This window comes from Paeniglutamicibacter sp. NPDC091659 (genome assembly GCF_044756805.1).
In the GTDB taxonomy this organism is placed as follows: domain Bacteria; phylum Actinomycetota; class Actinomycetes; order Actinomycetales; family Micrococcaceae; genus Paeniglutamicibacter.
Genome location: NZ_JBIVTO010000002.1, coordinates 371,855 through 393,917 on the forward strand (window position 1 = coordinate 371,855; position 22,063 = coordinate 393,917).

21 protein-coding genes and 1 tRNA gene are annotated in these 22,063 nt (G+C 67.8%); 15 read left to right on the forward strand and 7 right to left on the reverse strand.

The features are described 5' to 3' along the window. Positions 1–106: 106 nt before the first annotated feature. Entirely contained in the window at positions 107–1,273 is a 1,167-nt protein-coding gene (locus ACIQLF_RS06625) for a VanZ family protein (RefSeq protein WP_400295883.1), read from the reverse strand. Between the two features lie 281 nt (positions 1,274–1,554). On the opposite strand from ACIQLF_RS06625, the gene ACIQLF_RS06630 reads away from it, so the two are divergent. From ACIQLF_RS06630 to ACIQLF_RS06645, 4 genes are all read left to right on the forward strand, one after another. After that, the gene (locus tag ACIQLF_RS06630; protein WP_400295885.1) at positions 1,555–2,187 is read left to right on the forward strand and encodes a uracil-DNA glycosylase; all 633 of its coding nucleotides are present in this window, start codon (positions 1,555–1,557) and stop codon (positions 2,185–2,187) included. A gap of 71 nt (positions 2,188–2,258) precedes the next feature. Then, positions 2,259–3,725, forward strand: a complete 1,467-nt coding sequence (locus tag ACIQLF_RS06635) for a DUF2079 domain-containing protein (protein WP_400295887.1) — start codon at positions 2,259–2,261, stop codon at positions 3,723–3,725. Positions 3,726–3,851: 126 nt separating this feature from the next. Next, the gene (locus tag ACIQLF_RS06640; protein WP_400295889.1) at positions 3,852–4,721 is read left to right on the forward strand and encodes a phosphotransferase; all 870 of its coding nucleotides are present in this window, start codon (positions 3,852–3,854) and stop codon (positions 4,719–4,721) included. 107 nt (positions 4,722–4,828) lie between these two features. Continuing rightward, positions 4,829–6,094, forward strand: coding sequence for an LssY C-terminal domain-containing protein (locus ACIQLF_RS06645; RefSeq protein WP_400295891.1), 1,266 nt, complete (start codon positions 4,829–4,831; stop codon positions 6,092–6,094). On the opposite strand, the gene ACIQLF_RS06650 is transcribed toward ACIQLF_RS06645, so the two are convergent. Continuing rightward, entirely contained in the window at positions 6,091–6,582 is a 492-nt protein-coding gene (locus ACIQLF_RS06650; protein ID WP_400295893.1) for a hypothetical protein, read from the reverse strand. The genes ACIQLF_RS06645 and ACIQLF_RS06650 overlap by 4 nt on opposite strands. Positions 6,583–6,857: 275 nt before the next feature. Between ACIQLF_RS06650 and ACIQLF_RS06655 the strand changes: the two genes are divergently transcribed. Genes ACIQLF_RS06655 through ACIQLF_RS06670 form a run of 4 tightly spaced genes read left to right on the forward strand, consistent with a single transcriptional unit; the run spans position 6,858 to position 10,097 of the window. Next, positions 6,858–8,213 carry a hypothetical protein gene (locus tag ACIQLF_RS06655; RefSeq protein ID WP_400295895.1) on the forward strand — a complete coding sequence of 452 codons (1,356 nt, stop codon included), beginning with the start codon at positions 6,858–6,860 and terminating at the stop codon, positions 8,211–8,213. Next, a complete protein-coding gene (locus tag ACIQLF_RS06660; RefSeq protein WP_400295897.1) occupies positions 8,210–9,232 on the forward strand; it encodes a phosphoribosylaminoimidazolesuccinocarboxamide synthase in 1,023 nt (340 codons plus the stop codon). Before ACIQLF_RS06655 ends, ACIQLF_RS06660 begins: the two co-directional genes overlap by 4 nt. Further along, positions 9,229–9,537, forward strand: a complete 309-nt coding sequence (locus tag ACIQLF_RS06665; protein ID WP_400295899.1) for an AbrB/MazE/SpoVT family DNA-binding domain-containing protein — start codon at positions 9,229–9,231, stop codon at positions 9,535–9,537. Before ACIQLF_RS06660 ends, ACIQLF_RS06665 begins: the two co-directional genes overlap by 4 nt. After that, positions 9,528–10,097 (forward strand): hypothetical protein, encoded by a 570-nt coding sequence (locus ACIQLF_RS06670; protein WP_400295901.1) that lies wholly within the window; start codon positions 9,528–9,530, stop codon positions 10,095–10,097. Before ACIQLF_RS06665 ends, ACIQLF_RS06670 begins: the two co-directional genes overlap by 10 nt. A gap of 45 nt (positions 10,098–10,142) precedes the next feature. Here ACIQLF_RS06670 and ACIQLF_RS06675 read toward each other — a convergent pair whose 3' ends face one another. Next, entirely contained in the window at positions 10,143–10,871 is a 729-nt protein-coding gene (locus ACIQLF_RS06675; protein ID WP_400295904.1) for a hypothetical protein, read from the reverse strand. Beyond that, positions 10,871–11,203: a metalloregulator ArsR/SmtB family transcription factor gene (locus ACIQLF_RS06680; protein WP_400295905.1), complete on the reverse strand. Its 333-nt coding sequence runs from the start codon at positions 11,201–11,203 to the stop codon at positions 10,871–10,873. The genes ACIQLF_RS06675 and ACIQLF_RS06680 overlap by 1 nt, the downstream gene beginning before the upstream one ends. 67 nt (positions 11,204–11,270) lie before the next feature. Between ACIQLF_RS06680 and ACIQLF_RS06685 the strand changes: the two genes are divergently transcribed. Next, on the forward strand, positions 11,271–12,188 hold the full coding sequence (locus ACIQLF_RS06685; RefSeq protein WP_400295907.1) for an NAD-dependent epimerase/dehydratase family protein: 918 nt from the start codon (positions 11,271–11,273) through the stop codon (positions 12,186–12,188). A 119-nt stretch (positions 12,189–12,307) separates the two neighbouring features. On the opposite strand, the gene ACIQLF_RS06690 is transcribed toward ACIQLF_RS06685, so the two are convergent. From ACIQLF_RS06690 to mptB (ACIQLF_RS06700), 3 genes are all read right to left on the reverse strand, one after another. Beyond that, the gene (locus ACIQLF_RS06690) at positions 12,308–13,633 is read right to left on the reverse strand and encodes a glycosyltransferase family 87 protein (RefSeq protein ID WP_400296396.1); all 1,326 of its coding nucleotides are present in this window, start codon (positions 13,631–13,633) and stop codon (positions 12,308–12,310) included. Next, positions 13,633–15,255, reverse strand: a complete 1,623-nt coding sequence (mptB, locus tag ACIQLF_RS06695; protein ID WP_400295910.1) for a polyprenol phosphomannose-dependent alpha 1,6 mannosyltransferase MptB — start codon at positions 15,253–15,255, stop codon at positions 13,633–13,635. Before mptB (ACIQLF_RS06695) ends, ACIQLF_RS06690 begins: the two co-directional genes overlap by 1 nt. An 86-nt stretch (positions 15,256–15,341) precedes the next feature. After that, complete coding sequence (gene mptB / locus ACIQLF_RS06700) at positions 15,342–17,195, reverse strand: polyprenol phosphomannose-dependent alpha 1,6 mannosyltransferase MptB (RefSeq protein WP_400295913.1); 1,854 nt, start codon at positions 17,193–17,195, stop codon at positions 15,342–15,344. Between the two features lie 359 nt (positions 17,196–17,554). Here mptB (ACIQLF_RS06700) and ACIQLF_RS06705 point away from each other — a divergent pair, with 359 nt between their 5' ends. The 6 genes from ACIQLF_RS06705 to ACIQLF_RS06730 all read left to right on the forward strand — a co-directional run bounded on the left by ACIQLF_RS06705 (position 17,555) and on the right by ACIQLF_RS06730 (position 22,013). After that, the gene (locus tag ACIQLF_RS06705; protein ID WP_400295915.1) at positions 17,555–17,761 is read left to right on the forward strand and encodes a hypothetical protein; all 207 of its coding nucleotides are present in this window, start codon (positions 17,555–17,557) and stop codon (positions 17,759–17,761) included. A 523-nt stretch (positions 17,762–18,284) separates the two neighbouring features. Continuing rightward, positions 18,285–18,902 (forward strand): oligoribonuclease, encoded by a 618-nt coding sequence (gene orn / locus ACIQLF_RS06710; RefSeq protein WP_400295917.1) that lies wholly within the window; start codon positions 18,285–18,287, stop codon positions 18,900–18,902. A gap of 140 nt (positions 18,903–19,042) precedes the next feature. Further along, a tRNA-His gene (locus ACIQLF_RS06715) sits at positions 19,043–19,118 on the forward strand. Between the two features lie 146 nt (positions 19,119–19,264). Next, positions 19,265–20,425: an acyl-CoA dehydrogenase family protein gene (locus ACIQLF_RS06720; protein ID WP_400295919.1), complete on the forward strand. Its 1,161-nt coding sequence runs from the start codon at positions 19,265–19,267 to the stop codon at positions 20,423–20,425. An 85-nt stretch (positions 20,426–20,510) separates the two neighbouring features. After that, entirely contained in the window at positions 20,511–21,083 is a 573-nt protein-coding gene (def, locus tag ACIQLF_RS06725) for a peptide deformylase (RefSeq protein WP_400295922.1), read from the forward strand. Positions 21,084–21,173: 90 nt separating this feature from the next. Next, positions 21,174–22,013 (forward strand): acyltransferase domain-containing protein, encoded by an 840-nt coding sequence (locus tag ACIQLF_RS06730; protein ID WP_400295925.1) that lies wholly within the window; start codon positions 21,174–21,176, stop codon positions 22,011–22,013. Positions 22,014–22,063 lie beyond the last annotated feature (50 nt).

Below are 22,063 nucleotides of genomic sequence, written 5' to 3' on the forward strand. Positions count from 1 at the left end.
CCTTCGTGCAAGTGACACGCCCCCATGGCAAACCAGCCTCAATCCTACGTGGACTGCACGCCCACAGGGCAAAACGTGCGGTGTCCCGCCCGTGCTCCGGCCGCGATCACGCGGCCCCTTGGCGGTTCCGGCCGGCACCCTGGCCGGCGGTCGGTCCGCGACCCGGTTCCGCGCGGCGGTCGGCAAAATGCAGGCCGGTGATGCGTGCGGAGAAGCCGCGGCCGGAGGCATCGAAGAGGATTGCCAGCAGGCAGGCGGCGCCCAGCAGGAAGGCGGCCGCGCGCAGCCCGAGCCCCGGCCCGGTGTCCCCGGCCAGTTCCGCGGCACCCAGCAGCAGCGTGAACCCGCCGCCGCCGAGCAGCGTGCGCAGCGCTTGGCTGCCGATCCGCGCGGGGTAGCCGGACGCGTCCGCGGCGAAGATCCAGGTGCAGCGCTGGCCCAGCGAGGCGCGCCCGGGCGCCAGCGCCGGAAGGACGATGACCAGCAGCGGGGGCAGCAGGGCCGCCGCGACGTCGAGCGCGTTGGTGTCCAGCGGGTCCCCTGCCAGCTTGTTCACCAGTGCGCCGCCGGTGCCGAGGATGAACGCGAACACCGCCACCAGCGCCAGGTCGAAGACCATGCCCAGCATGCGGCGGGCGCGGGTCACCGGCCGCGGCCGGTGGTATTCCCGGGCCGCCGCCCGCTCGTTCGGGCCCGAGATCCAGGCGAATACCGGCAGGTAGGCCAGCAGCGCGCCGATCGCCGCGCCGGCGGTGTTGGCGATGACGTCGTCGATGTCGGTCACCCGGTACGCGCAGTCGTAGATCCCGAAGACGCCGGTGTATTGGGTGGTCTCGATCAGCACCGAGGCCAGCCAGCCCAGCAGCACCGCGCCGATGAAGCCGACGCGCGCCCAGCGCACGGCCAGCACGCCCAGCGGCAGGAAGAGCACCACGTTCAGCGCGACCTGGAGCAGCAGCGCGTCGTGCAGGATCGCGCCGGGCGAATCCAGCAGCGCGTCCTTGAGCTGCGGGAGGAAGGCCAGCGGCGACTTCTGCACCCCGCCCATGCCCCGGACGTCACAAAACTCCCCGCGCGTGGCCGGCAACGGAAGCATCGTGTAGCTCAGCAGGCCGAACAGGTAGAGGATCACCGTCACGCTGGCCAGGGTCCGGCGCCAGGACAGGCGGCCGTGCCGGTGGTACTGCATGGCTAGGAGAAACACCCCGGCGGCAGCCGTGAAGAGCGTGGCAAAAAGGATGGCGATCCAGCCGGGCCAAAGCATCGTGTTCATCGGACAAAACTACCGAACATGGGCGCGCGGCGGACATTTTGTGCGAATCATCACCACGCATTGCCCGACGCCCTGTGTGCCAAATTCGGGCCGCAGCGGCTATTGTTGAAGGTGGACCTTCCTCCCGTTCTTCCCGTGGCATTCCAGCCACCGGATCACACAGGTCCCACCCCCACCACTTAAGTAGCATCGGCGTGTTCGCGACGCGCGGGACCCTCTTCCCGCGCGCCCAAACCTCCCCATGCCGCCTCGTTCGACCCCAGCAGGAGAAGCGCACCTCAATGACAGCAATTGCCCCGGACCACGTCGAGAACTCCCTCATGGAACGCCGCTACGAAGAGCAAATCGAGCCAGTCAACCGCCTTCTGGACGAGACTCGCTTGCTGCGACCCGCCACTTCGGTTTCCTACGTGGACCCGGTGCACAACATCGAGGAAGCACGCATCATTTCGCTGTACTCCAACATCGGCGTCGCCAACGAGAACGGCTTCATCGATGCCGGCTCCCAGGAGGCAGCCACCCGCATGCTGGGCATGCAGTGGCAGCTGGGCCTGCGCCCCGAGTACATCCTGCCGTGGAACGTTTCCCCGTGGCACGTCCCGGGCGAGCCGAACGGCAAGTTCCAGCCGCCGGAGATCACCTCGGGCCTGAAGCCCCTGCTGCGCCTGCTCAAGGTCGTGCCGCGCGCCTCGGTATTGATCGCCCACGGCACCGAGGCACACCGCCTCTCCGAGCAGCTGCTCAAGACCCAGAACCCGCTGCTGTGGCGCCGCGGATTCAAGACCTACAAGGTCAAGTCGCTGGACGGCCGCGCATTCGCCGGCTCCCCGGAGCGCCAGCAGGCACACCTGGAAGAGATCTACGCGGCCTACGCCGACGCCATGGCGCGCACCGGCCTGTCCGCCGCCAAGTAGCAGCACCTTACGTGGCCCGCCGCACCATGAATGCGGCAAACCACGCCTGACGACTGGATAAACTCGAGGCTATGCCTACCAAGACCCCCGCGAAAATGACCCGCCCGCAGAAACTCCATCTCGGGCTGGCCATGGTCCTCGCGGGGGTCTTGTACGTCGCCCACGCGTTCCTGAAGTTCAAGAACTACGAGTCCCGCGGCTACGACCTCGGGATCTTCGACCAGGCCGTGCGCCAGTACGCGTTGTTCAAGGCGCCGATCGTCCCGATCAAGGGCGTCGACTTCAACCTGCTGGGCGACCACTTCCATCCGATCCTGGCCCTGCTGGCCCCGCTCTACTGGATCTGGGACGACCCGCGCATGCTCGGCATCGCCCTGGCGGGCCTGCTGGTTTCCACCGCGATCCCCGTCTACCTGTTCACCCGCCCGCGCTTCGGGCACCTCGGCGCCGTGCTAACCGCCGCGGCCCTGCTGCTGTGGTGGCCGTTCCAGTCGATCGTCAACTGGGAATTCCACGAGGTCGCGTTCGGCGTGCCGATCATGGCGTGGATCATCTGGGCGTTCGACCGCGGCCGCTATTGGCTGGTCGTCGGGCTGGCCAGCTCGCTGCTGCTGGTCCGCGAGGACATGGGCATCACCATGGTCGCCGTCGGCATCGTCCTGCTCTTCCACAGGCAGTGGGTCAAGGCCGGGCTGACCATGGCCATCGGTCTGGCCGGCTACCTGGTGGTCACCAGCTACCTGATCCCGCTCTTCTCCCCCGCCGGCACCTTCAGCTACTGGCAGTACACGGCCCTGGGCGCCAGCGCCGGAGCCGCGATCGTCTTCCTGATCACGCATCCGCTGCAGTCGATCGGCATCCTCTTCAACCACCAGCTCAAGCTGCTGCTCTGGCTGCTGAGCTTCGTGCCGCTGGCGCTGCTGCCGCTGGCCTCCCCGTACATTATCCTCGGCGCCCCGCTGCTGCTGAGCCGGCTGTTCAACGACCGCCTGAACACCTGGGCACCGGTCTACCAGTACGACGCGATCATGGCGCCGATCCTGATCCTCTCCGCCGTGCACGTGCTGGGCAAGCTGATCGACCGCTACGGCTGGGTGAAGATCAAGGTCATCGCCCCGGCCTGGCTGCTGGCCTTTGCGCTGGTCGGCACGCTCTTCTTCCACTCGATCTTCCCGCTGGGCCGCACGCTCAGCGGCGCCAACTGGGGCACCAGCGGACTGGTCGCCGCCAAGGAACGCGCGGTGGACATGATCCCCGACGGCGTCTGCGTTGAGTCGGCCGACACCCTGGTCCCGCACCTGACCGACCGCACCTACGTGGGCATGATGGGCGACATCGGCACCGACCTGTCCAGCTGGATGATCATCGACTTCAACGAACAGGAGCTCGGCGGCTGGGACCCGTTGCTGCCGCCGCAGGCCCTGCGCCGCGCGCACGCCCTGGGCTTCGAGCAGGTCGCCCCGATCGACCACGGCATCATGGTGCTGCACCGCGACATCCCGGTCAACCCCGTCTGCTCCGACTACCTCAAGCGCTAGGTCCGAGGGCCGCCATCTCAATTCGGTGTAGCCCCGCGTTCATGCCGGGGCGTCCGTGGCTCCGGCCGGACGACCCGCGCTGCAAGGCCAACGCCTTGTTTCAAGCCACCCGGTAACATTGCTCGAATGGCTTCTTGGCACCGGGAACATCTCACCGAAACGCAGTCCGCACTCCTCGATGCCTGGTTGCCCGGCGCCCGGTTGCGTGCCGACCTGGGCTGGGACACGGCACTGACAACCGTGTTGGACGTGTCCACGGACACCGGACGCTTCATCGTCAAGGCCGGGCACGGCGACAACCACCATGTTTCCCGCGAGATCGCAGCCCACGGCACGGCCACCCGGGTACTGGCCGACACCGGACACGCCTCGCGAATGGTCCACGGCGACAACGAGGCAAACATCCTGGTCGCCACCTACCTTCCCGAGCGCTTGGTCCACGGCACGTCTGCGGAAGCCGATCCCGACACATACCGGCAGGCGGGCCGCCGGCTGGGAACGTTCCATCGCCAGCACGTGCGGATCGATGACGCCGTCGAGGCCCGGGCGACACGCAAGGCACTGGCGTGGCTGGACGGCGGGCACCGGATCGACCACGACACCACCTCCCTGCTGCGGGAAATGCTCCACACCCATCGACCGGTACCGGTGCCGGTGGTGCCGACCCACGGGGATTGGCAGCCCCGCAACCGGCTCCTCGACGCAGCCGACCCGAACGGTCCCGGGACCGTGCGCATCATCGACTTCGGACGGTTGGAGCACCGCCCCGCCATGAGCGACTTCTGCCGGCTCTCCGCCCAGCAGTGGAAGGACAACCCGGAATTGGAGGCCGCATTCTTCGAGGGATACGGCCCCGATCCCCGGGACCGGGAACTGTGGCGGATCTTTCGAGTCCGCGAGGCAATCGGAACCGCAGCGTGGGCCTGCAAGGTCGGCGACGCGGCGTTTGAGCGGCAGGGCCACCGCATGATCGCAGCCGCACTGGCTCTTCCCTAGCCGTTCCCGATCCGCACGGCACGTCACGTCACGTGATCCTCGGGTGCCGCCATCCCGGCCACGACAGTATGCTCTAACCAGTTGGAAGCAGCGAAACGGGGCAACTCATGGCCGGAAGGGCGAGGCGGACCATCACCGACGGCGCCCTGGACCATGTCTTCTTCGTCCTGGGCGGCACCGCCACGGTCTGGCTTGCCTTCCTGTTGGTCGGCGAAAGTTTCCACCTGGGCTGGGGCCGGCTCTGGTTCCCCCTGGTCTTCTGGGCCTTCGTCGCCTACCTGCTGCTGCCGCGCCTGCACCGGATCCTGACGGCGATCTACGTCCCGGGCTACTTCATCGGCCGGGCCCGGACCAGCGACGGCCTGCTGGGCGACCCCGTGAACCTCGCCCTGCTGGGCACCGAGGCCCAGGTCCACGCGGCCATGCGCGCCGCCGGCTGGACCCTGGCCGACGTCCTGACGTTCTCCAGCAGCCGGCGCATCGCGAAGTCGACGCTTCTGCGTCGAAGCTACCCGCAGGCACCCGTGAGTCCCCTGTATCTCTTTGGCCGCCAGCAGGACTTCGCCTACCAGCAGGAGGTCGACAACAGCCCCGGCAAGCGGCACCATGTCCGCTTTTGGCGCTGCCCCGAGGGCTGGATGCTGCCCGGCGGCCGCGCGGTCGACTGGCTTGCCGCCGGGACCTACGACCGCAGCGTGGGCTTCTCGCTCTTCACCCTGCAAATCACGCACAAGATCGAGCAGAACACCGACGTCGAGCGGGACCACATCGTCCACAGCGTGTCCGCGGCCGAGCCCCTGGCATCGGTCGGCGTGATCAAGGACTTCTCCACGGGGTACCACGCGCGCAACGGCGGCGGGGACAGCATTACCACCGACGGCGACCTGCCGATCATCGATGTCCGGCGGATCCCGGCAGATTCGGGCCTTCCGGGCCCGTCGCCGCACGCCGGCACCGGGATTTCCGCTCCCACGGTGGTTGGCGGCCTGCTGGTCGTGGCCAGGGCTGCTGTCGCGTTGTTCCTGGCGGCGAACCTGATGACAGCCACCGGGGAGTTCGGCAGGGTGACGATCGATGGATCCCCGGCGAGCCCGGATGCCACCAGGACGGCCTTGGCCGTCATCGCCGCCGTGGCCCTGGCGTTCGGCGTGGGCGAGCTGCTGCTCGCGTGGGGCATCCTTGCCGGCCGGAACTGGGCACGGGTTGCGGCCATGTGGCTGAGCACGGTGTCCATCCTCATCCAGGCGATCGACGTCGGTGCCGGCATCTCGCGGATCACCCTCGAGACTGGCCTTGCCGGGCTGGCCTGCGACGTGCTGATCCTCCTGGCCCTCTCCAGCGGCCGCGCCAGGACCTACGCCCGCGCTTCCTAGACGTTCTTGCCACGCCGCTTCATGAGACCTCGCACGATCTTGCCGCCCACAACCCATGCCAGCAGCGCCAGCAGTGCATATCCACCGCTGACCACCAGGCCCATGGCCATCCCGCCGCTCGACGACTCATCGTCTTCATAGCCGACGACGTGCGCAATCCCGAAGCCCATCACGGCCGCAGGATAGAAGATGCCCACGCCGATCAACCCGTGGGCCGCCAGCACCGAGGTCGGCGCGCCCAGGATCGACCCCCGAACCACAAAGAGCACGCCCGCGCCCCACGCTGCGTAGATGACAAGTGCCAGCGCGTTGCCGACGTTGGATCCGCCCGGGAAGGCCGCATAGGACTGCCACAGGTCCAGCCCGGCGCCCAGGGGTGCAACCAGGTACACCGAAACGAACCCGGCCAGCCACGTGGCGGCACCGACACCCAGCGCGACGGTGTGCGTCCGGGAACGCACGGGCAGGACGGCACTCAGATCTTTCATGGGTCCCATCCTGCCAGTTCAGCAGGCACTTTCCGGCCACGCGGATGGAACACCGGCGTGGCCGCTCGGATGGGCCGCTCCGAATGCCCGATGCCATGCTCCCTCGAGGTTCCGCCTCCGGGCGGGCGGCTCGCCAGGCCGTCCGGACCGCCGGGTCCCCTTGTGGCGGCCCCATTCGTTGACACCGGTCACCGGGCAGGCGGAAACTTGGGGGAACTGAGCTGCCCTGCGGCGCCTCGCCGCGGCGTGCCACTCGGCGGGACAGGGGGTCTGGGATGTCGTCGCGCCATGCGGATACGGCGCCGGATGCGGTCCGCGAAGTGGTCGTTGTCCAGCGACCTCCCTCGTGGAGGGGAACCCCGTTCAGCCTCTCCTATGTCCACCTCGACCGCGAGGTTTCCGGGGCGGAACTCCTGGGCATCTACCGCTGGGCAACGGGACAGCAGCTGGAAAACCCGCGGGTGATCTCGCCCTTCACCATGGAATGGTCCTCGGTGTTCCATCCGCGCTTTTACCGGGCCGCCGCGGGCACCGGCGCAACAACGGTTCGCTCCCTGGAACCGGTGGAGGCCAATGGCACCGATTCAGCCCTCCAGCGGTTGTGGTTCGAGTCGGTGGTCTTCCTCGCATCCGTGACGCTCTCCGCTGCCATCGTCCAATCCCGTTTCAGCAGCGGCACGTTGGCCAGCAAGTACGACCGGCTCTGGCAGGCCGGAAAGTTCGCCTCGACGGGCCTTGTTCCGGGCTTGCAGGGTCAGGCATTGATGGACGACGTGTCGTCCATGGCCAGCGACTCCGGCGTTTCCGACCTGGAACGCCTGCTGGCCATCCGCCGCCGCTTCGAAGAGGTCATTGCCTGTCTCCGAGGTCCGGAGTCCGTGACCGAAGTCAGTCTCGTCCGGCGTGAAATCCCCGCGGAACTTGGCCCCCGATTCGGTTTCCTCGAGGAACTGCGGCATCGGCTCGGGGCCCGGCTCGAGTGCGTCATCGTCTACGGATCCAGCGTGAACAGCGAGCACTTTGCCGACTACGACCTGGTGCTGGTGGCCAAAGACCCGGAGGCCGTTCTGCGGAAGCTCTATGCGACGTCGCCGCGTTTCAGCGGCAAGGAACTCAACGTCGGCGTCTATTCGTCCGACGAACTCTGGCGCATGCAGTGCCTGTCGGGAGACAACCTGGCCGACTACGGGCTGTGCATCTACGGGGAAACCCGAGTTCCGGCCAAGTCCGCCACCGACCTGCTCATGCGCAACCTGAGCTTCGGCATCGTGAGGCAGCGGCAGCAATTGGGCATGGTCGGGGCCGCCTTGGCGGACCATCCGCTGCCGGGCGACGACCGCCGCAACCTCTATGGGTATTTCACCAAGATCCCGGCCAACATCGCCAAGGGGACCTTCGGGGCCATGAACCAACGCCTCACCAAGGAAGAGGTCCATGACTGGATCGAGTCCATCTGCGGATTCCGGACCACCCACATGCAACAGCTGGCCTCCGACGGTGACCCCGGACGCGCCCTGGCCGAATCCGCGGTCGCGACGGGCGCCGTGCTGCGTGCCCTCAACGAACGATTCACGGTGGTTCGCCCGCACGGGGCAACCGAACAAGGAGTCCAACCAGGAGGTTCAACATGACCACACCAGCGCTTCGGGCCGGTGCCGCCGCCAGCCTGATTCTCGACCAGTGCCTCGACCTGGAACTCGAGGTGCAGCTGGTTTCCTCCACCCCCAGGCACGTCATCCTGAAGGGTCCGGGCGGGGAAGAGATCGAGGTGGACCTCGACCACCACCGGCACTCCTTCACCGAACAGGTCCTGCGCCAGGTCAAGTTCGAATTCAAGAAGCTGCCTCTGCTGGTCTTGGGCGACAGCAAGGAGATCCGCCTGTTGACCCCGAAGATCGCCCTGGCCAGGCTGCTTCCCACCCTGTATTCCTTCACCTACAACAGGTACGGGGAGGTGAAGGGGACGGAGGACATCCGGGCCCGGTTCTCGGCGGAAATCTTCCGCAAGATGGCGATGTCACCGGGTCCGTACCGGCTCTCGTCGGCCTTCCTGGGTCTCGTGGAGTCCCCTGAAGGGCCGCTGCTGGCCGAACGCCGCATCGAGGTGTGCAACCTGGAGACCCGGGTCAAGCGCTACCACATCGGCTCCCCCATCCACCGCTACCTCTTCACCGAGGAACACCCCACGGTGGCCGGACCGGCGCTGCAGCGCTGGGACATGTTTGCGGAACCCATCGTTTGTTTCGATTGGCGGCATCCGCTTACCGACCGCGAGGGAAACCGGTTGGCCGACGAACCCCTGCCCGACGACTACGCCGCGCTGTGGATCGGCGACGTGCAGCGGGCCAAGTTCCTGGCGCGCGAAACCTTCGGCTGGCTGGAGGAGTTCTTCACGTCCGGAGGCCTCAGGCTGATCGACATCTGCTTCTTCATCGACCAAAGCGGCGGCACCATCTACGGGGAAATCAGCCCGGACTGCATGCGCGTGCGGACCCATGCCTCCGACGACGCGGAGGCGCTCGACAAGGACCAGTGGCGCAGCGGCGGCGGACCGGAGCAGGTCCTCGAACGCTACTCCCGGCTGTATTCGACGCTGTTTGATCCGTACCCGTCCAAACCATTTCAAACCCCAGAGGAGATCGCACCATGAGCACGCTGACCGTGAAGAACACCCGTTCCAAGGTATCCCCCGGCGGTGTCATCACCCTGCCGGTTTCCGCGCGCAAGGCCCTCGGCATGAAGCCCAAGACCGGGGCGCGCGTCACGGTGGCCGTCAAGGGAAACATCGTGCTGCTCGCGCCCGCGGCCGCCGATGGCGGATTCCGCGTCTCGCCCAAGGGGCAGATGGAAGTGCGCGGAGACGCCCTGCGGGTGCTCGAAGGGGGCAAGGAGAGGCACTTCTACTTCGAACTGGACGACGAGCGGCAGACCGTCGCCCTGCATCCGTGGGAATGAACCCGGGGTCGGTGCCGCCGGGGTCCTCCGTGCCGGCCGTCGTCGGCATCGACGGCCACGACGGCACCGGCAAGACGACGATCGCCAAGAACGTGGCGGCCCGGCTTGGTTTTTCCTACCGGCGGCCCTTCGGCGGCGAGACGGGACTGGCACTGTCCCGGGCCGCCGCGTCGGGTGACACGGATGCGGTACTCGGGATCGGCGCCGCCGCCCTGGCCCGTGCCATGGACCTCGCCGGGGAGATGCGGCCCGTACTGTTGGACAGATCCTGGATGACCGTCGCATCGCTGATGGACGACGACGAATTCCGCGAACGCTGGACCCTGTGGATCCCCACCGTCCTGTGTTGGGCGGACCTTCCCACCACGCTCGCACGCCTGGCGCTGCGCGATGAACCCGGGGAATCGCTTGCCCTTCACCGCCACTACATCGATCGCTACCTGGCCATCGCGCGGCGCGCGGGATGTACGATCGTGGACACGTCCAACCGAACCGAGGATGATTCGACGGCCGAGGTGGAACTGATCGTGCTCGAATTACTCGGCGACGCCGACCACTGACAGGCCTGGGCACGGGCTGAGAATCGCAGAGATGGCGGGTAGCGATCAGGCGGCGATGCGGCGGAGGACAGGGTCCGCGACGAAGCGAGACGGTGCGCAGAGGGTCTGTCCGAGCTGGCGGAAGGTGTCGTCTCGGTTCGCGAAGTATCCGTAGTCGGCTCGCACGAACTGTGAAAGGCCGTACGCGTTGTGGTTTACCCGGTCATCCCAATTGACGGCGCAACGCCCGGCGGCCTCGAACAACGTTTCCGGGCCGCGGTTCGTGAACGATCCGCCTCCGCGGCACCCGATCGCGCCGAATAGCTCCGAAGCAGGCCGCCACCCTTCGACGCCGAATTCCGGCCAGGCGAGCAAGATCCGGTCCGGCAGTGCACGGCCGACGTGCGGGAAGCGCGGGTACCAGAAGGAGCGATCGATGAGTAGCGCGCGCACTCGCGTGGCAACCCCGATGGCTCGCGCGACGCTTTCGAGAATTGCGAGGCGCTGGCTGCACGAGCCGAACCCGCGCGCAAGGGTGCGGGAGGCCGGAGTGTTCTCTTCCAGCGCATATACGGCGCGCACCTCGTCGCGGATGATCAAGTGGGCCGCCTCGAGCACGGCCACCGGCTCCGTGGACTGCGCAACGTCTCGCGCGCGGGCAACCAGTCGTGCGATCCCCGGCGATTCATGGTCGAGAATCGGTGTCGCGGCAACGGAGCCCGGCTGTTCCGGGCCCCCTCCGACCCTGGCCGGGTCGCGCCTGTACCAGGGGGTGAGGAGCACGGTGATGGCCATCAGGCTTGCGCTTCCGCCGCCCGTCCGGCGCTCCGCTTCCGGACCTCGCGTAGCACGATCTGCTCGGGGCAGACGCTCGAGAGGAAGTCTCCGACCGAAAGGGCAAGCCGTTCGCCCACCAGCGAGTACAGGATGCGGTTGGCGTCGCGTCGTTCGGTGACCAGACCCGCCTGGCGCAGCACGCTCAGGTGGCGGGAGATGGTCGGCCCGGTGGCGTTGAATCGCGCGGCGATCTCACCGGCGGCGAGTTCGCCGTCCTTGAGATCCTGCAAGATCTGCCGCCTTGTCGGGTGCGCGAGTGCGGTGAAGATGTCCGAGGCCGTGTCTGTCATGTTTGCAATATAGCACAATTGCTATATACAGTTTAGCTTCATTGCTAATAAGCGAAGGAGCAACACGATGCGAGTGGCCATCACAGGCGGTACCGGGTTCGTCGGGCGTCACCTCGCCGCGCGGCTGGACGGCGCGGACACAGTCGTCGTCTCTCGCCGGACGGGCGTGCCGATCGACGACGTGGAAGCGTTGACAGCGGCGTTCGCCGGCTGCGACGTCGTCGCCCATTGCGCGGGGATCAACCGCGAGATCGGCGACCAGACCTTCGCGCAGGTGCACGTCGACGGCACCCGTGCCGTCATCGAGGCCGCCCGCCGGGCCGGCGTGCGGCGGATCGTCATGCTGAGCTTCCTTCGCGCCCGGCCCGACTGCGGCTCGGCCTACCACGAGACGAAGTGGGCCGCGGAGCAGCTCGTACGGCAGTCCGGGATCGACCACGTGATCCTCAAGGCGGGGATGATTTACGGCCCGGGCGACCATTTGGTGGACCATGCGACCCGCGCCGTGCGCACCTGGCCGGTTTTCGCGACCGTCGGATACCGCGACCGGACGGTCAGGCCCCTGCCTGTCGAGGAAGCCGTCGATGTGCTGCTCGCGGCCCTCGAGGGGCGCGTTCCCCACCCGACCGTCGCCGTCGTGGGAGCCGAGGAACTTGGGTTCGGCACGGCGATTCGCCGAATCGCCCGCGTCGCCGGACGGCGGCCCGCCGTCGTGCGTGTCCCGGTCTGGGCCATCCGCGCACTCGCGCAGCTGGCGGAGTGGACAATGGTCGTGCCCCTCATAGCGAAGGCACAAGCACGGATGCTCGCCGAAGGCGTCAGCGAGCCCGAACCTTTCGCACCCGAGCTCCCCGGCGGAATCCGCCCGGTCCTCCCGTTTGACGACGAGCGCATCCGGGCCGCGCTGCCCGACGGCGGTTTTGGTCCCAGCGACCTCCGAATCACGCAATGGTGGGCACTGCGGCGTAGCAGAACGAACCGCTAGCCGGCCGCGGTCCCGGCCGGGCATGAAAAAGCGGCTCCCGGAATGCCTCCGGAAGCCGCCAATTCCATGTTTATCTACGACCCCTGTGCGGGTCGGCCCTCAAGGGTGCGTTGCCGGGATCAGGCTTGGCTTCCGGACTTGCGCCCGAGCACGAACTTGTCCTCGAGGCCCTCCAGCGGCCCGGCCAGCGGGTCGTCGGTGCCGTCGGCACGCACCACGTCGGACTCCGGGTTCCTGATGTCACCGATGATCTTGACGCAGATGTAGGTGAGCATGGCCATGTGCGCGACGATGCCGATCCCGTAGAGGATCTCGATCGCCCAGCTGTCGCCGAAGTACTTCAGCCCGGAGACCCACTTGGCGCTCCAGAGCCAGACGAACACCCAGTGGAACACCTCGATCGCCTGCCAGACGATGAATTCGCGCCACTTGGGCCGCGCCAGCACGTAGAGCGGGATCAGCCACATGACGAACTGCGGGGAGTAGACCTTGCCCAGCAGCAGGAACGCGGCGACGATCAGGAACGCCAGCTGCGCCATGCGCGGGCGGCGCGTGGCGGTGAGGCCAAGGTACGCGATGCCCAGGCAGGCGAGCCCGAAGAGCCCGTTGGACAGGTAGGACATGGTCGATCCGTCCATCCCGGTCCACACGAACGCCAGCCACATGGAGGAGTTTCCGGCCGGTCGGTCGCCGGAGAAGGTGTAGAAGCGGCTCCACTCGTCGAACGCGGTGAGCATGAACGGCACGTTGACCACCAGCCAGGCCGCGGCGCCGGAAGCCAGCGAGACCCAGAAGTGGCGCATGCGACCGGTGCGCAGGCACAGCACCAGGATCGCCCCGAAGAGGAAGAACGGGTACAGCTTCGCCGCGGCGCCCAGGCCCAGCAGCACGCCCGCGAGCACGATGTGCTTGCGGGAGAACGCGAGCAGCCCGAGCATCGCGAGCATCACCGCCAGCAGGTCCCAGTTCAGCTGGCTGGTCAGGATGATGCCCGGGGCCAACGCCACCATAATGGCGTCGCGGCTGCGGTGCCGGGCGGCGTAGGCGACTGCCACGACCACCACGGCCCAGCAGGCGAAGGAAATCAGCGAGTTCAGGTCGAAGTAGGCGAGCTGGCGCTCGGGCGAGAATCCGATCCCGGGGATCGCCATGGCGGTGATCCCGGCCATGATCGCCAGCAGCACCGGGTACTCGAGCGCCTGCTCGGCCGGCAGCCCGGTGTAGTACGGGAAGAGCTTGTCGGCCATGCCGCGGGTGCCGAAGAGCTGGGTGAAGTCCGAATAGCACATGTGCAGGTGCTGTTCGGCGTCGGGCCAGCCGTTGACCCGGCACCACTGCTTGGTCAGCACGGCGATGGCGGCGCCGAGCGCGGTGAGCAGCAGCAGCCCGATGATCACCGGACGGGTGGCCTCCCGGGCGTTGAACAGGTTCTTGACCGGTTGCATCACGATCCGGTTGCCTCGTTTCTTCTGGGTTTTGGTCGTTTTGACTTAAGCAGTGCGGAAATCTTGGGGAGCACGGGCGGCGCGCCGCGCGGCCGGCGCGGATCCGCGCCGAACATGCCGGCGGTCTTCGGGTCGATGAAGACCAGGTAGACCATGTAGGCGAGCCCGACGATGGCGGCGAGGATGCGGACCCACATCAGCGAGATCCACTGCGCCACCGACAGCTGGTCGACCACGCCCGCCAGCACCAGGAACAGGCACAGCACGTACAGCGCGCGTTCCCAGGCCACCGGGTAGCGGCGGCCGAGCGCGAAGAACGGGATCAGCCAGAGCAGGTACCAGGGCTGGATGATCGGGGCCAGCACCACCGCGGCGCCCAGCGCGTAGCCGGCGTAGAGCACCGGCTCGCCGGCCGGGTTCCTGACGGCGAGGCGGAACACCAGCACCAGCGCGAGCATCATGAAGATCGTGAAGACGACCCCGGCAATCGCCCGCAGGTCCCCGCCGAAAAGCGAGCCGATCCACCCGATGAGCATGCCCAGCAGCCCGACCGGCGCATAGGGGAACGCGGCTCCCCCGGCGTTCGCCATCGCCGCGATCCAGCCGAACCACAGCCCGGAGGCCCAGCCCAGCAGTGCCAGCACGGCCCCGGCCACCGCGCCGGTGAGCGCCCAGGCGCGGATCTTCGCGCGGAGCCCCGCGTCGCGCGGCAGCATCGCCAAGCCCAGGAACGGCAGCACCAGCACCACGATCGGCTTGATCGCCACGGCCAGCGCCGCGACAAGCACCCCGAGCACGTGCTTCTTGCGGAAGACCAGCAGGAAGCCGAGCAGCACCCCGCCGGCCATCAGCCCGTCGTTGTGCACGCCGCCGACCATGTTCAGCAGGAACAGCGGGTTCGCCACGGAAATCCACAGGGCCCAGGCCCCGTCGCCGCCGGTGTGTTCGGCCAGCCGCGGGATCGCATACAGGCACAGGGCGACGCCGGCGACGGCCACCAGGCGCATCATGGCGACGCCGTACTCGGGCACCCCGCCGGAGACGAAGTAGGTGAACCGCGCATACATCAAAAAGAGCGGGCCGTACGGGGACGACGATTCCGCCCAGAGCGAGTCCGCCCCCTGGGCGAACCAACCCGGCAGCTGGGAGACCCAGTCCTCGTACGGGGAGCGGCCCGCGTGCATGAGCCGGCCCTGCCCCAGGTAGGAGTACACGTCCTGCGAGAGGATCGGGAAGGAAAGGAAGAGCGGGGCCGACCAGGTCCAGATGGCCCGGCGCAGCACGCGCACCGGCTGCGCGTCGGCGGCCCGGAGGCGCTGGCGCAGCCGCAGCCAGGCGCGGAAGAGCAGCATGGATCCCAGCGCGAGCAACAGCGTGCAGATGACCACGCCAAGGGTTTCCACGCGCAGCGGCAGCAGGAACCTGGAGCGCGACAGGATCGACTCCTGGGAACTCGGGATCCAGCCCACGCCCCAGGACCCAACCATGACCATCAGCGAGGCAAGCAGGCCCTGCCCGATCGCGACGTTGGGGCTGTTCTCCCCGCCGCCGGTGAGGTGGCGCAGCAAGGGAACCCGGGCGCTGCGTTCGCGCACGGACTCCAGGGCCCGGGTGGTCGCCACAAACCGCCGGGCGGTGCCTTGCGGCGGCGCTTCGGCGGGTTGCGGCCCAACAGATGCCGGCTCAACACGCTGCGGATCGACGGGGCCTACGATCGGGGCACCTCGTGGTCCCCGGCGTTGCCCGCGGCTTTCCCATCGGCGGAGTCGGTTCCCGTGCCGAGGTTTCCGGTGCAGTGGTTTCCGGCGGAGTTGTTTCCGGAGGCGTTCGAGCCCGTGTCGGTCTCCCCCGGGACTCCGGGGTTCGGTTCCCCGACGGGGGCGGCACCCGGTTTCGCCGCGGCCTGCACATTCGGCATGCCCGGCACAACCGGGCCGGTCACCGACGAACCCTGGACGGCCACCGCCCTGCCGGGGTGCCGGCCGCCGAAGCGCACCGGAACCAGCGACCTGAACAGCACGCGCGTGTGCGGGTCGAGGAACCCCAGGTAGAACATCGCGGCCCAGGAGATGCCGGTGGAGAGGTGCTTGACCCACGGGTCGAGGTCCCCCAAGAACTGCCAGACGAAGATCTGGTCGGCGGCGCCGAAGGCGATGAAGAACGCGGTGGTGAAGTAGACCCAGAGCATCTGCCAGTCGTCGCGGATGCCGGTGACGGCGAAGAACGGCAGCAGCCACAGGATGTACCAGGGCTGGATGATCGGCGAGAGGATCACCAGCGCGGAGAAGGCCAGGGCCATGCGCTGGATCAGGTGCGTCGACTTGCCCTTGAAGATCAGCAGGAACACCAGCCCCACGGAGGCCAGCCTGCCGATGAGCTTGAGCACCGGCAGGATCCAGTCGACGGGCAGGCCGATCGTGGACAGCGCCCCGGACAGCAGCGCGTTCAGCGCCCCCAGCGGGGCGAACATCACGGCGCCGGTGCCGGTGCCCAGCATGACCGAAAGCCAGCCAAAGCCGTAGCCGTTGGCCCAGCCGATCAGCGCCATGATGCCCAGCACCAGGCCCGCTGTGTAGAACCAGTAGCGGACGATCCGGGCCCAGCTGGCGCCCGGCCCCGCCCAGAGCAGCCCGATGAACGGCAGCAGCACCAGCGTGATCGGCTTGATGCCGATGGAACCGGCCACCAGCACCACGCCCAGCACGCCGCGGCGCGTTGCCGCATAGTAGGTGCCGGCCAGCGCCAGGCCCACCATGAACGAGTCGTTGTGTGCGCTTGCCACGAAGCTGATCAGGAACAGCGGGTTCGCCACCGAGATCCAGGCGGCCTTGGCCCCGGAGACCTTGTGCAGGGCGGCGAGCTTCGGCACGTAGACGAGGCACAGGACCACCCCGGCGAACGCCACCAGCCTGAAGAGGAACACCGACAGGTCCGGGCTCGTGCCCACCAGGCGGTTCACCCAGTACTCGACGTTCAGGTAGAGCGGGCCGTACGGGGTCTCGGACTCGGCCCAGGTGATGTCGGTGCCCAGCTGGAACCAGTTGTTCAGCGTGGAAATGCCGTCCGTGTACGGGTCCTGCCCGGCGGCCACCAGGCGGCCCTGGCCGATGTACGCAAAGACGTCGCGGCTGAAGATCGGCAGCGCAAAGAGCATCGGGACGCTCCAGGCCCAGACGGCCTTGCGCACCGTGGCCAGCGAACCCTCCGGCCACCCGGCCAGCTGCTGCCCCATGCGCAGCCAGGCGCGGAACAGCACCCAGCAGCCCAGCGTCATCACCACGGCGCTGGCGATCACGCCGGATTCCTCGGTGCGGATGGCGATCAGGAACGGGTTGCGGTTCATCGGGGAGGCGCTTGCCAGCCAGCCCACGCCCAGGGACCCGAGCATGATCATGAAAGAGCCGACCACGCCCTGGATCAGCGGGGAAAGGTGGATGCCGCGCCAGGTTCCCGTGGGCAGGCTGCCTGCGGACCCGGCCGCGGATCCCGCCGCGGCCCCCTGCTTGCCCGTGGGTTGCGCGGGAAGGCCGCCGTCGGAATCCGCGGGGTGTTTCGACTCCATCTGGCCCCTCTCCTTAACATCCGCCTGGTGCGCCCTGTACTCGCCGGCGCAACCGGCGCCGGGGCGCGCAAGATCGCACAATCCTGCGAAAAATCAAGTCCGATCCTAGCACCGCAACCCCCCGAAACCCCGGATGCGGCCGGCGGTTGCGCCGCACCTCACATGCGCTTCACCTGCACCTAGCGTGGCTGGCGGGCTTACGTCGGCCACGGCGCATAGGCTTGGATCCGACCGATCCGGCGCGCCCACGCATGGACAACGCATCCGCACGCAGGGCCCGGGCTTCGGTCGCTCCCGGCGGGCAGGCGCCGCCGGCAACTTCAGTCACCAAACAGACAGCAGAAACGGGGATTCCCTCCATGGGCCGACGAGCCAAGGCTCCAGCTTCACCATCCACGCGCAACCACGGCATGCTGGGGTGGGGCGCATTCCTGGCGGTGCTGCTCGGTTTCTCCGCCCCCGCACTGGGAATGGCCGCCAACGCGGCGATCGCGCTGGCGGGCACCTGCCTGGCGGTGTTCTTCCTGATCTGGTTCCTGGGCACATCGAGGTCCACCCGCTCCTGATACACGGGGCGCTATACACGGGGCGCTGCAGCCGCACATAGGACATTTCATCGCCACGCAGGATGGGGCGGCCTCCGGAACCCTCCATCTTTCCCGGGAGCCGACCTTTTCATGTCCCGGCGTCGATGCCGGGCCTGTCCAGGCACCTCATGATCGACGACGAACACGGACCGATGGACATGCGTCGGGTGCCGCACAACCAAGAACCGCGCAACCAAGAAAAAGTAGGCAGGCGTCGACGATCCCGGGGATTGGGCTCCGGCCACGGGTCCAACTCGAGAATTGGCCGCACGTGCTTCCTGGGCATGCTGCCGCGTCCGGGAGCGCGGTCCGGTTGCCCGGGCCGGGGCACCCCTCGGGCGCCAACCGTTCGCCACGGACCGACGCCAGCAGGGACTACGCCGGGGACCGGCACCATCCGGCCAGTGCACGGCCAACAACCTTCCTCGCCGCCGCAGGCGCCATGGACCTCCGCCCCGATCCGCAACCGGGGAATGCGGCACCCATCGGGTAAATTGGGCCTGTGCCTATTTCAGCTGAAAAAATTGTATGGATCGACTGCGAGATGACGGGCCTGAGCCTGGAACACGACGCCCTGATCGAAGTTGCGGTCCTGGTAACCGATGCGGAACTGAACGTCCTCGGCGACGGTGTCAGCGTGGTGATCAAGCCGTCCGTCGCGGCCATGGACCAGATGGACGATTTCGTGCGCAACATGCACGTGACCAGCGGGCTGATCGACGAGCTGGACGCCGGCCTGTCCATGGAGGAGGCGACGAAGATCGTCATGGACTACATCCGCTCCTACGCCCCCGAAGCCAACAAGGCCCTGCTGGCCGGCAACTCGGTCGGAACCGACAAGACCTTCCTGGTGCGCGACATGCCCGAGGTCATCGACCACCTGCACTACCGCATCCTCGATGTCTCCACCATCAAGGAGCTTGCCCGGCGCTGGTACCCGCGCGCCTTCTTCCAGGCGCCGGCCAAGACGGGCAACCACCGCGCCCTGGGCGACATCAAGGATTCCATCGACGAACTCAAGTACTACCGGGCCGCCGTCATGGTCCCGGCGCCGGGCCCGGACTCGGCCGAGGCAAAGGCCATCGCGGCGCGCATCGTCGCCGAAAAACAGGCTGATTAGGCACTGTGGCGCAGAACACACCAAAAAGGGGGCAATCCGAGTTGGCACTCCACCCCAAAGTGTGTGTAAGATAGTTCTCGTTGCCAAGCGGTTCGGACGAAAGAACGAAGAGCGAGGCAACTAGCCTCACGGCGAACTTGGTGGGTATAGCTCAGTTGGCAGAGCGTCTGGTTGTGGTCCAGAAGGTCGCGGGTTCAATCCCCGTTACTCACCCCAATGAAGCCGCTCCGGATTTATCCGGAGCGGCTTTTCCCATACCCGGGCGGTGCACGAATCGGGCCGCGCATGCGGGCGGGACCAACGGACAATTGAATGTGGACGGGAATCCGACCCCCGGCCCACGGCAGAGAGGGTAGTCACAGATGAAACGCACACTCTTCGAAGAAGACCACGAGCACTTCCGCGAACTTGCCACCGAGTTCAACGTCCGTGAGCTCTCCCCGCACTACGCGAAGTGGGACGCCGAACACCAGATGCCGCGCAGCATGTGGACCGCAGCCGGCGAGGCCGGCCTGCTGGGCCTGGCCATCCCCGAGGAATTCGGCGGCATGGGAATCGACGACTACCGCTTCCGCACCGTGATGGACGAGGAATTCGTCGCCGCCGGCCACCTCGGCGTCGCACTGGCCTTCCACCTGCACGACGATCTGGTGCTCCCCTACCTGCTGAACTACGGCTCTGACGAGCTGAAGGCCAAGTGGCTGCCCGGCATGGCCGACGGATCGATCGTCACCTCCTGCGCCCTGACCGAACCCGGCTGCGGATCCGACCTGCGCGGCGTGCGCACCAAGGCCGTGCGCGACGGCGACGACTGGCTGGTCACCGGCCAAAAGACCTTCATTGGCAACGGCGTCACCGGCGACGCCTCGGTGGTGCTGGCCCGCACCGACGGCGGCACCGGCCGCGGCAACGCCGACTCCTACTCGCTGTTCATGGTGGGCAAGACCGAGGGCTACGTCCCGGGCAACCAGCTGGACAAGATGGGCGTGCGGGCCTCGGACACCGCAGAGCTCTTCTTCGACGAGGTGCGGGTGCCGGGCGCCGACCTGATCGGCGAGCTCGGGGCGGGCCTGCGCTACGTGAAGGAACAGCTGCCCCAGGCGCGCCTGGCCATCGCCGTCGCCGCCTCCGCCGTGGCCCGCGCCTCCTACAACCAGGCCCTGCAGTACGCCACGGACCGCCACGCGTTCGGCGACAACCTGCTGCAGTTCCAGAACACCCGCTTTGTCCTGGCCGACCTGCTGACCGAGGTCGAGGTCACCGAGGGCTACGTCGACCGCGCGGTCCTCGCGTTCAACGACGGGGAACTCGATGAGATCGAGGCCGCGCAGGTAAAATTGTGGGCGTCCGAGCGGGCGAAGTCGATCAGCGACCGCGCCCTGCAGATCCACGGCGGCTACGGCTACATCCTCGAGTACCCGATCGCCCAGTCGTTCCTCGCCGCCCGCCTGCTGACGATCTTCGGCGGCACCAGCGAGATCATGCGCGAGAGCATCGGCCGTTCGCTGGGAGCCGGGTCCTAGCCTGCTCCCGCAGCACGGGGGACCGCGAACCAACACCTTCGGCCGCACCACCCGCCGGCCGGCACATCATCACAAGGAGCAAGTCTTGAGCATCCGTCCAGTCACCATCTACGGCGAACCCGTGCTGCACACCCGTGCCCAGGAAGTCACGGAGTTCAACGACGAGCTGCGCACGCTGATCGCCGACATGTACGAGACCATGGACGCCGCGAACGCCGTGGGCCTTGCCGCCCCGCAGGTGGGCGTCGGCCTGCGCGTCTTCACCTACGAGTACGAGCACGAGGACGACGCGCCGACCCGCGGCGTGGTCGTCAACCCGCGGCTGACGCTCTCCAAGGTTTCCCAGGCCACCCCGGACCCGGACGACGACATCGAGGGCTGCCTGTCGGCCCCGGCGCTGAACTTCCCGCTCAAGCGCGCCGAGTTCGCCCGCGTCGAGGGCTTCGACGGCGACGGGAACCCCGTTTCCTTCGACGCCACCGGCTGGTTCGCGCGCATCATGCAGCACGAGTACGACCACCTGGACGGGTACCTGTACGTCGACAAGCTCAACGACAAGTGGGCCAAGCGGTGGAAGAAGGCCAAGAAGTCCCTCGAATGGGGCGTCCCCGGGCTGACCTGGCTGCCGGGCACCGACGAGGACCCGTTCGGCCACTGACCGCCACCGCCCGCCGGTCTCGGCCCGAAATCGGCACTGGACCGGCAAAGACCCATCCGCGCACGTGAAAAGAAGCAGGAACCCGATCCGATGACCGTCACCCACGGCCCAGAAGTCACGGCCGCAATTCTCGACCTGTGCGCGATCCCGGCCGTCGACCGGCGGGCCTGCACCCTGATGCTCGACACCCCGGCCGACCCCGGAACGCAGCGTGCCCTGGAAACCCTCGACGCCCGCTGGGGCGATGCCGAGGCACCCGTGCTCAAGCAGCTCGACGGGGTGACCGAGGAGCAGTGGATCGAGGCCATCCTGCGCTTCGCCCCCGTGGCGGCCGAACGGCTGGAACGCTCCGGCGTCTCCCCCTCGGTGATCGAGGCGACGTTCGCCGACATCGGCAAGCAGATGGAGCTGCACCGGCGAACCCACGGCGGCTTCGGAATGGACGCCTGGTCGTGGGTTTTGCTGCACCTTTCCGGAATGCTCTTCCGGCTGGGGCGCCTGCAGTACCACCTGCACCGCGAGACGCCGAAGGGTCCCTGGACCGTCGGCGTCCACATTCCCGAGGACGGGCCGCTGGATCCGGCCTCGGTGGACGAATCCCTGGCGCTGGCGACGGAGTTCTTTGCGCGCCGGTTCCCCGCTGCCCGGATCGACCACGCCAACTGCGACTCCTGGTTGCTGGACCCGTACCTTGCGGCGGGCCTGCCGGCATCGAACATGGCAAGGTTCGCCGCGCGGTTCTCCAACGTGGAGCTGCGGGACCAGCCCTATGACGCGCTGTACTTCACGTTCCGCGTTCCCAAGGGCACGGACCCCGCGACGCTGCCGCGCGATTCCTCGCTGCAGCGCCTGGTGCTCGAGCGCATCGACGCCGGCGGCACCTGGCAGATCGGCAAGGGTCTTTGCGCGTGGCCGGAGTCCCGGGCCTGATTCCCGGGCCGGCGGCCTGGGGCTTGCCGACCGCCGGGTGCTTGCCCGGC

Bases quoted from the DNA above. Each gene is read 5' to 3' on its own strand.
- ACIQLF_RS06625 (WP_400295883.1), bottom strand. From the start codon at position 1,273: ATGAACACGATGCTTTGGCCCGGCTGGATCGCCATCCTTTTTGCCACG.
- ACIQLF_RS06630 (WP_400295885.1), top strand. From the start codon at position 1,555: ATGACAGCAATTGCCCCGGACCACGTCGAGAACTCCCTCATGGAACGC.
- ACIQLF_RS06635 (WP_400295887.1), top strand. From the start codon at position 2,259: ATGCCTACCAAGACCCCCGCGAAAATGACCCGCCCGCAGAAACTCCAT.
- ACIQLF_RS06640 (WP_400295889.1), top strand. From the start codon at position 3,852: ATGGCTTCTTGGCACCGGGAACATCTCACCGAAACGCAGTCCGCACTC.
- ACIQLF_RS06645 (WP_400295891.1), top strand. From the start codon at position 4,829: ATGGCCGGAAGGGCGAGGCGGACCATCACCGACGGCGCCCTGGACCAT.
- ACIQLF_RS06650 (WP_400295893.1), bottom strand. From the start codon at position 6,582: ATGAAAGATCTGAGTGCCGTCCTGCCCGTGCGTTCCCGGACGCACACC.
- ACIQLF_RS06655 (WP_400295895.1), top strand. From the start codon at position 6,858: ATGTCGTCGCGCCATGCGGATACGGCGCCGGATGCGGTCCGCGAAGTG.
- ACIQLF_RS06660 (WP_400295897.1), top strand. From the start codon at position 8,210: ATGACCACACCAGCGCTTCGGGCCGGTGCCGCCGCCAGCCTGATTCTC.
- ACIQLF_RS06665 (WP_400295899.1), top strand. From the start codon at position 9,229: ATGAGCACGCTGACCGTGAAGAACACCCGTTCCAAGGTATCCCCCGGC.
- ACIQLF_RS06675 (WP_400295904.1), bottom strand. From the start codon at position 10,871: ATGGCCATCACCGTGCTCCTCACCCCCTGGTACAGGCGCGACCCGGCC.
- ACIQLF_RS06680 (WP_400295905.1), bottom strand. From the start codon at position 11,203: ATGACAGACACGGCCTCGGACATCTTCACCGCACTCGCGCACCCGACA.
- ACIQLF_RS06685 (WP_400295907.1), top strand. From the start codon at position 11,271: ATGCGAGTGGCCATCACAGGCGGTACCGGGTTCGTCGGGCGTCACCTC.
- ACIQLF_RS06690 (WP_400296396.1), bottom strand. From the start codon at position 13,633: ATGCAACCGGTCAAGAACCTGTTCAACGCCCGGGAGGCCACCCGTCCG.
- mptB (WP_400295913.1), bottom strand. From the start codon at position 17,195: ATGGAGTCGAAACACCCCGCGGATTCCGACGGCGGCCTTCCCGCGCAA.
- ACIQLF_RS06705 (WP_400295915.1), top strand. From the start codon at position 17,555: ATGGGCCGACGAGCCAAGGCTCCAGCTTCACCATCCACGCGCAACCAC.
- ACIQLF_RS06720 (WP_400295919.1), top strand. From the start codon at position 19,265: ATGAAACGCACACTCTTCGAAGAAGACCACGAGCACTTCCGCGAACTT.
- ACIQLF_RS06730 (WP_400295925.1), top strand. From the start codon at position 21,174: ATGACCGTCACCCACGGCCCAGAAGTCACGGCCGCAATTCTCGACCTG.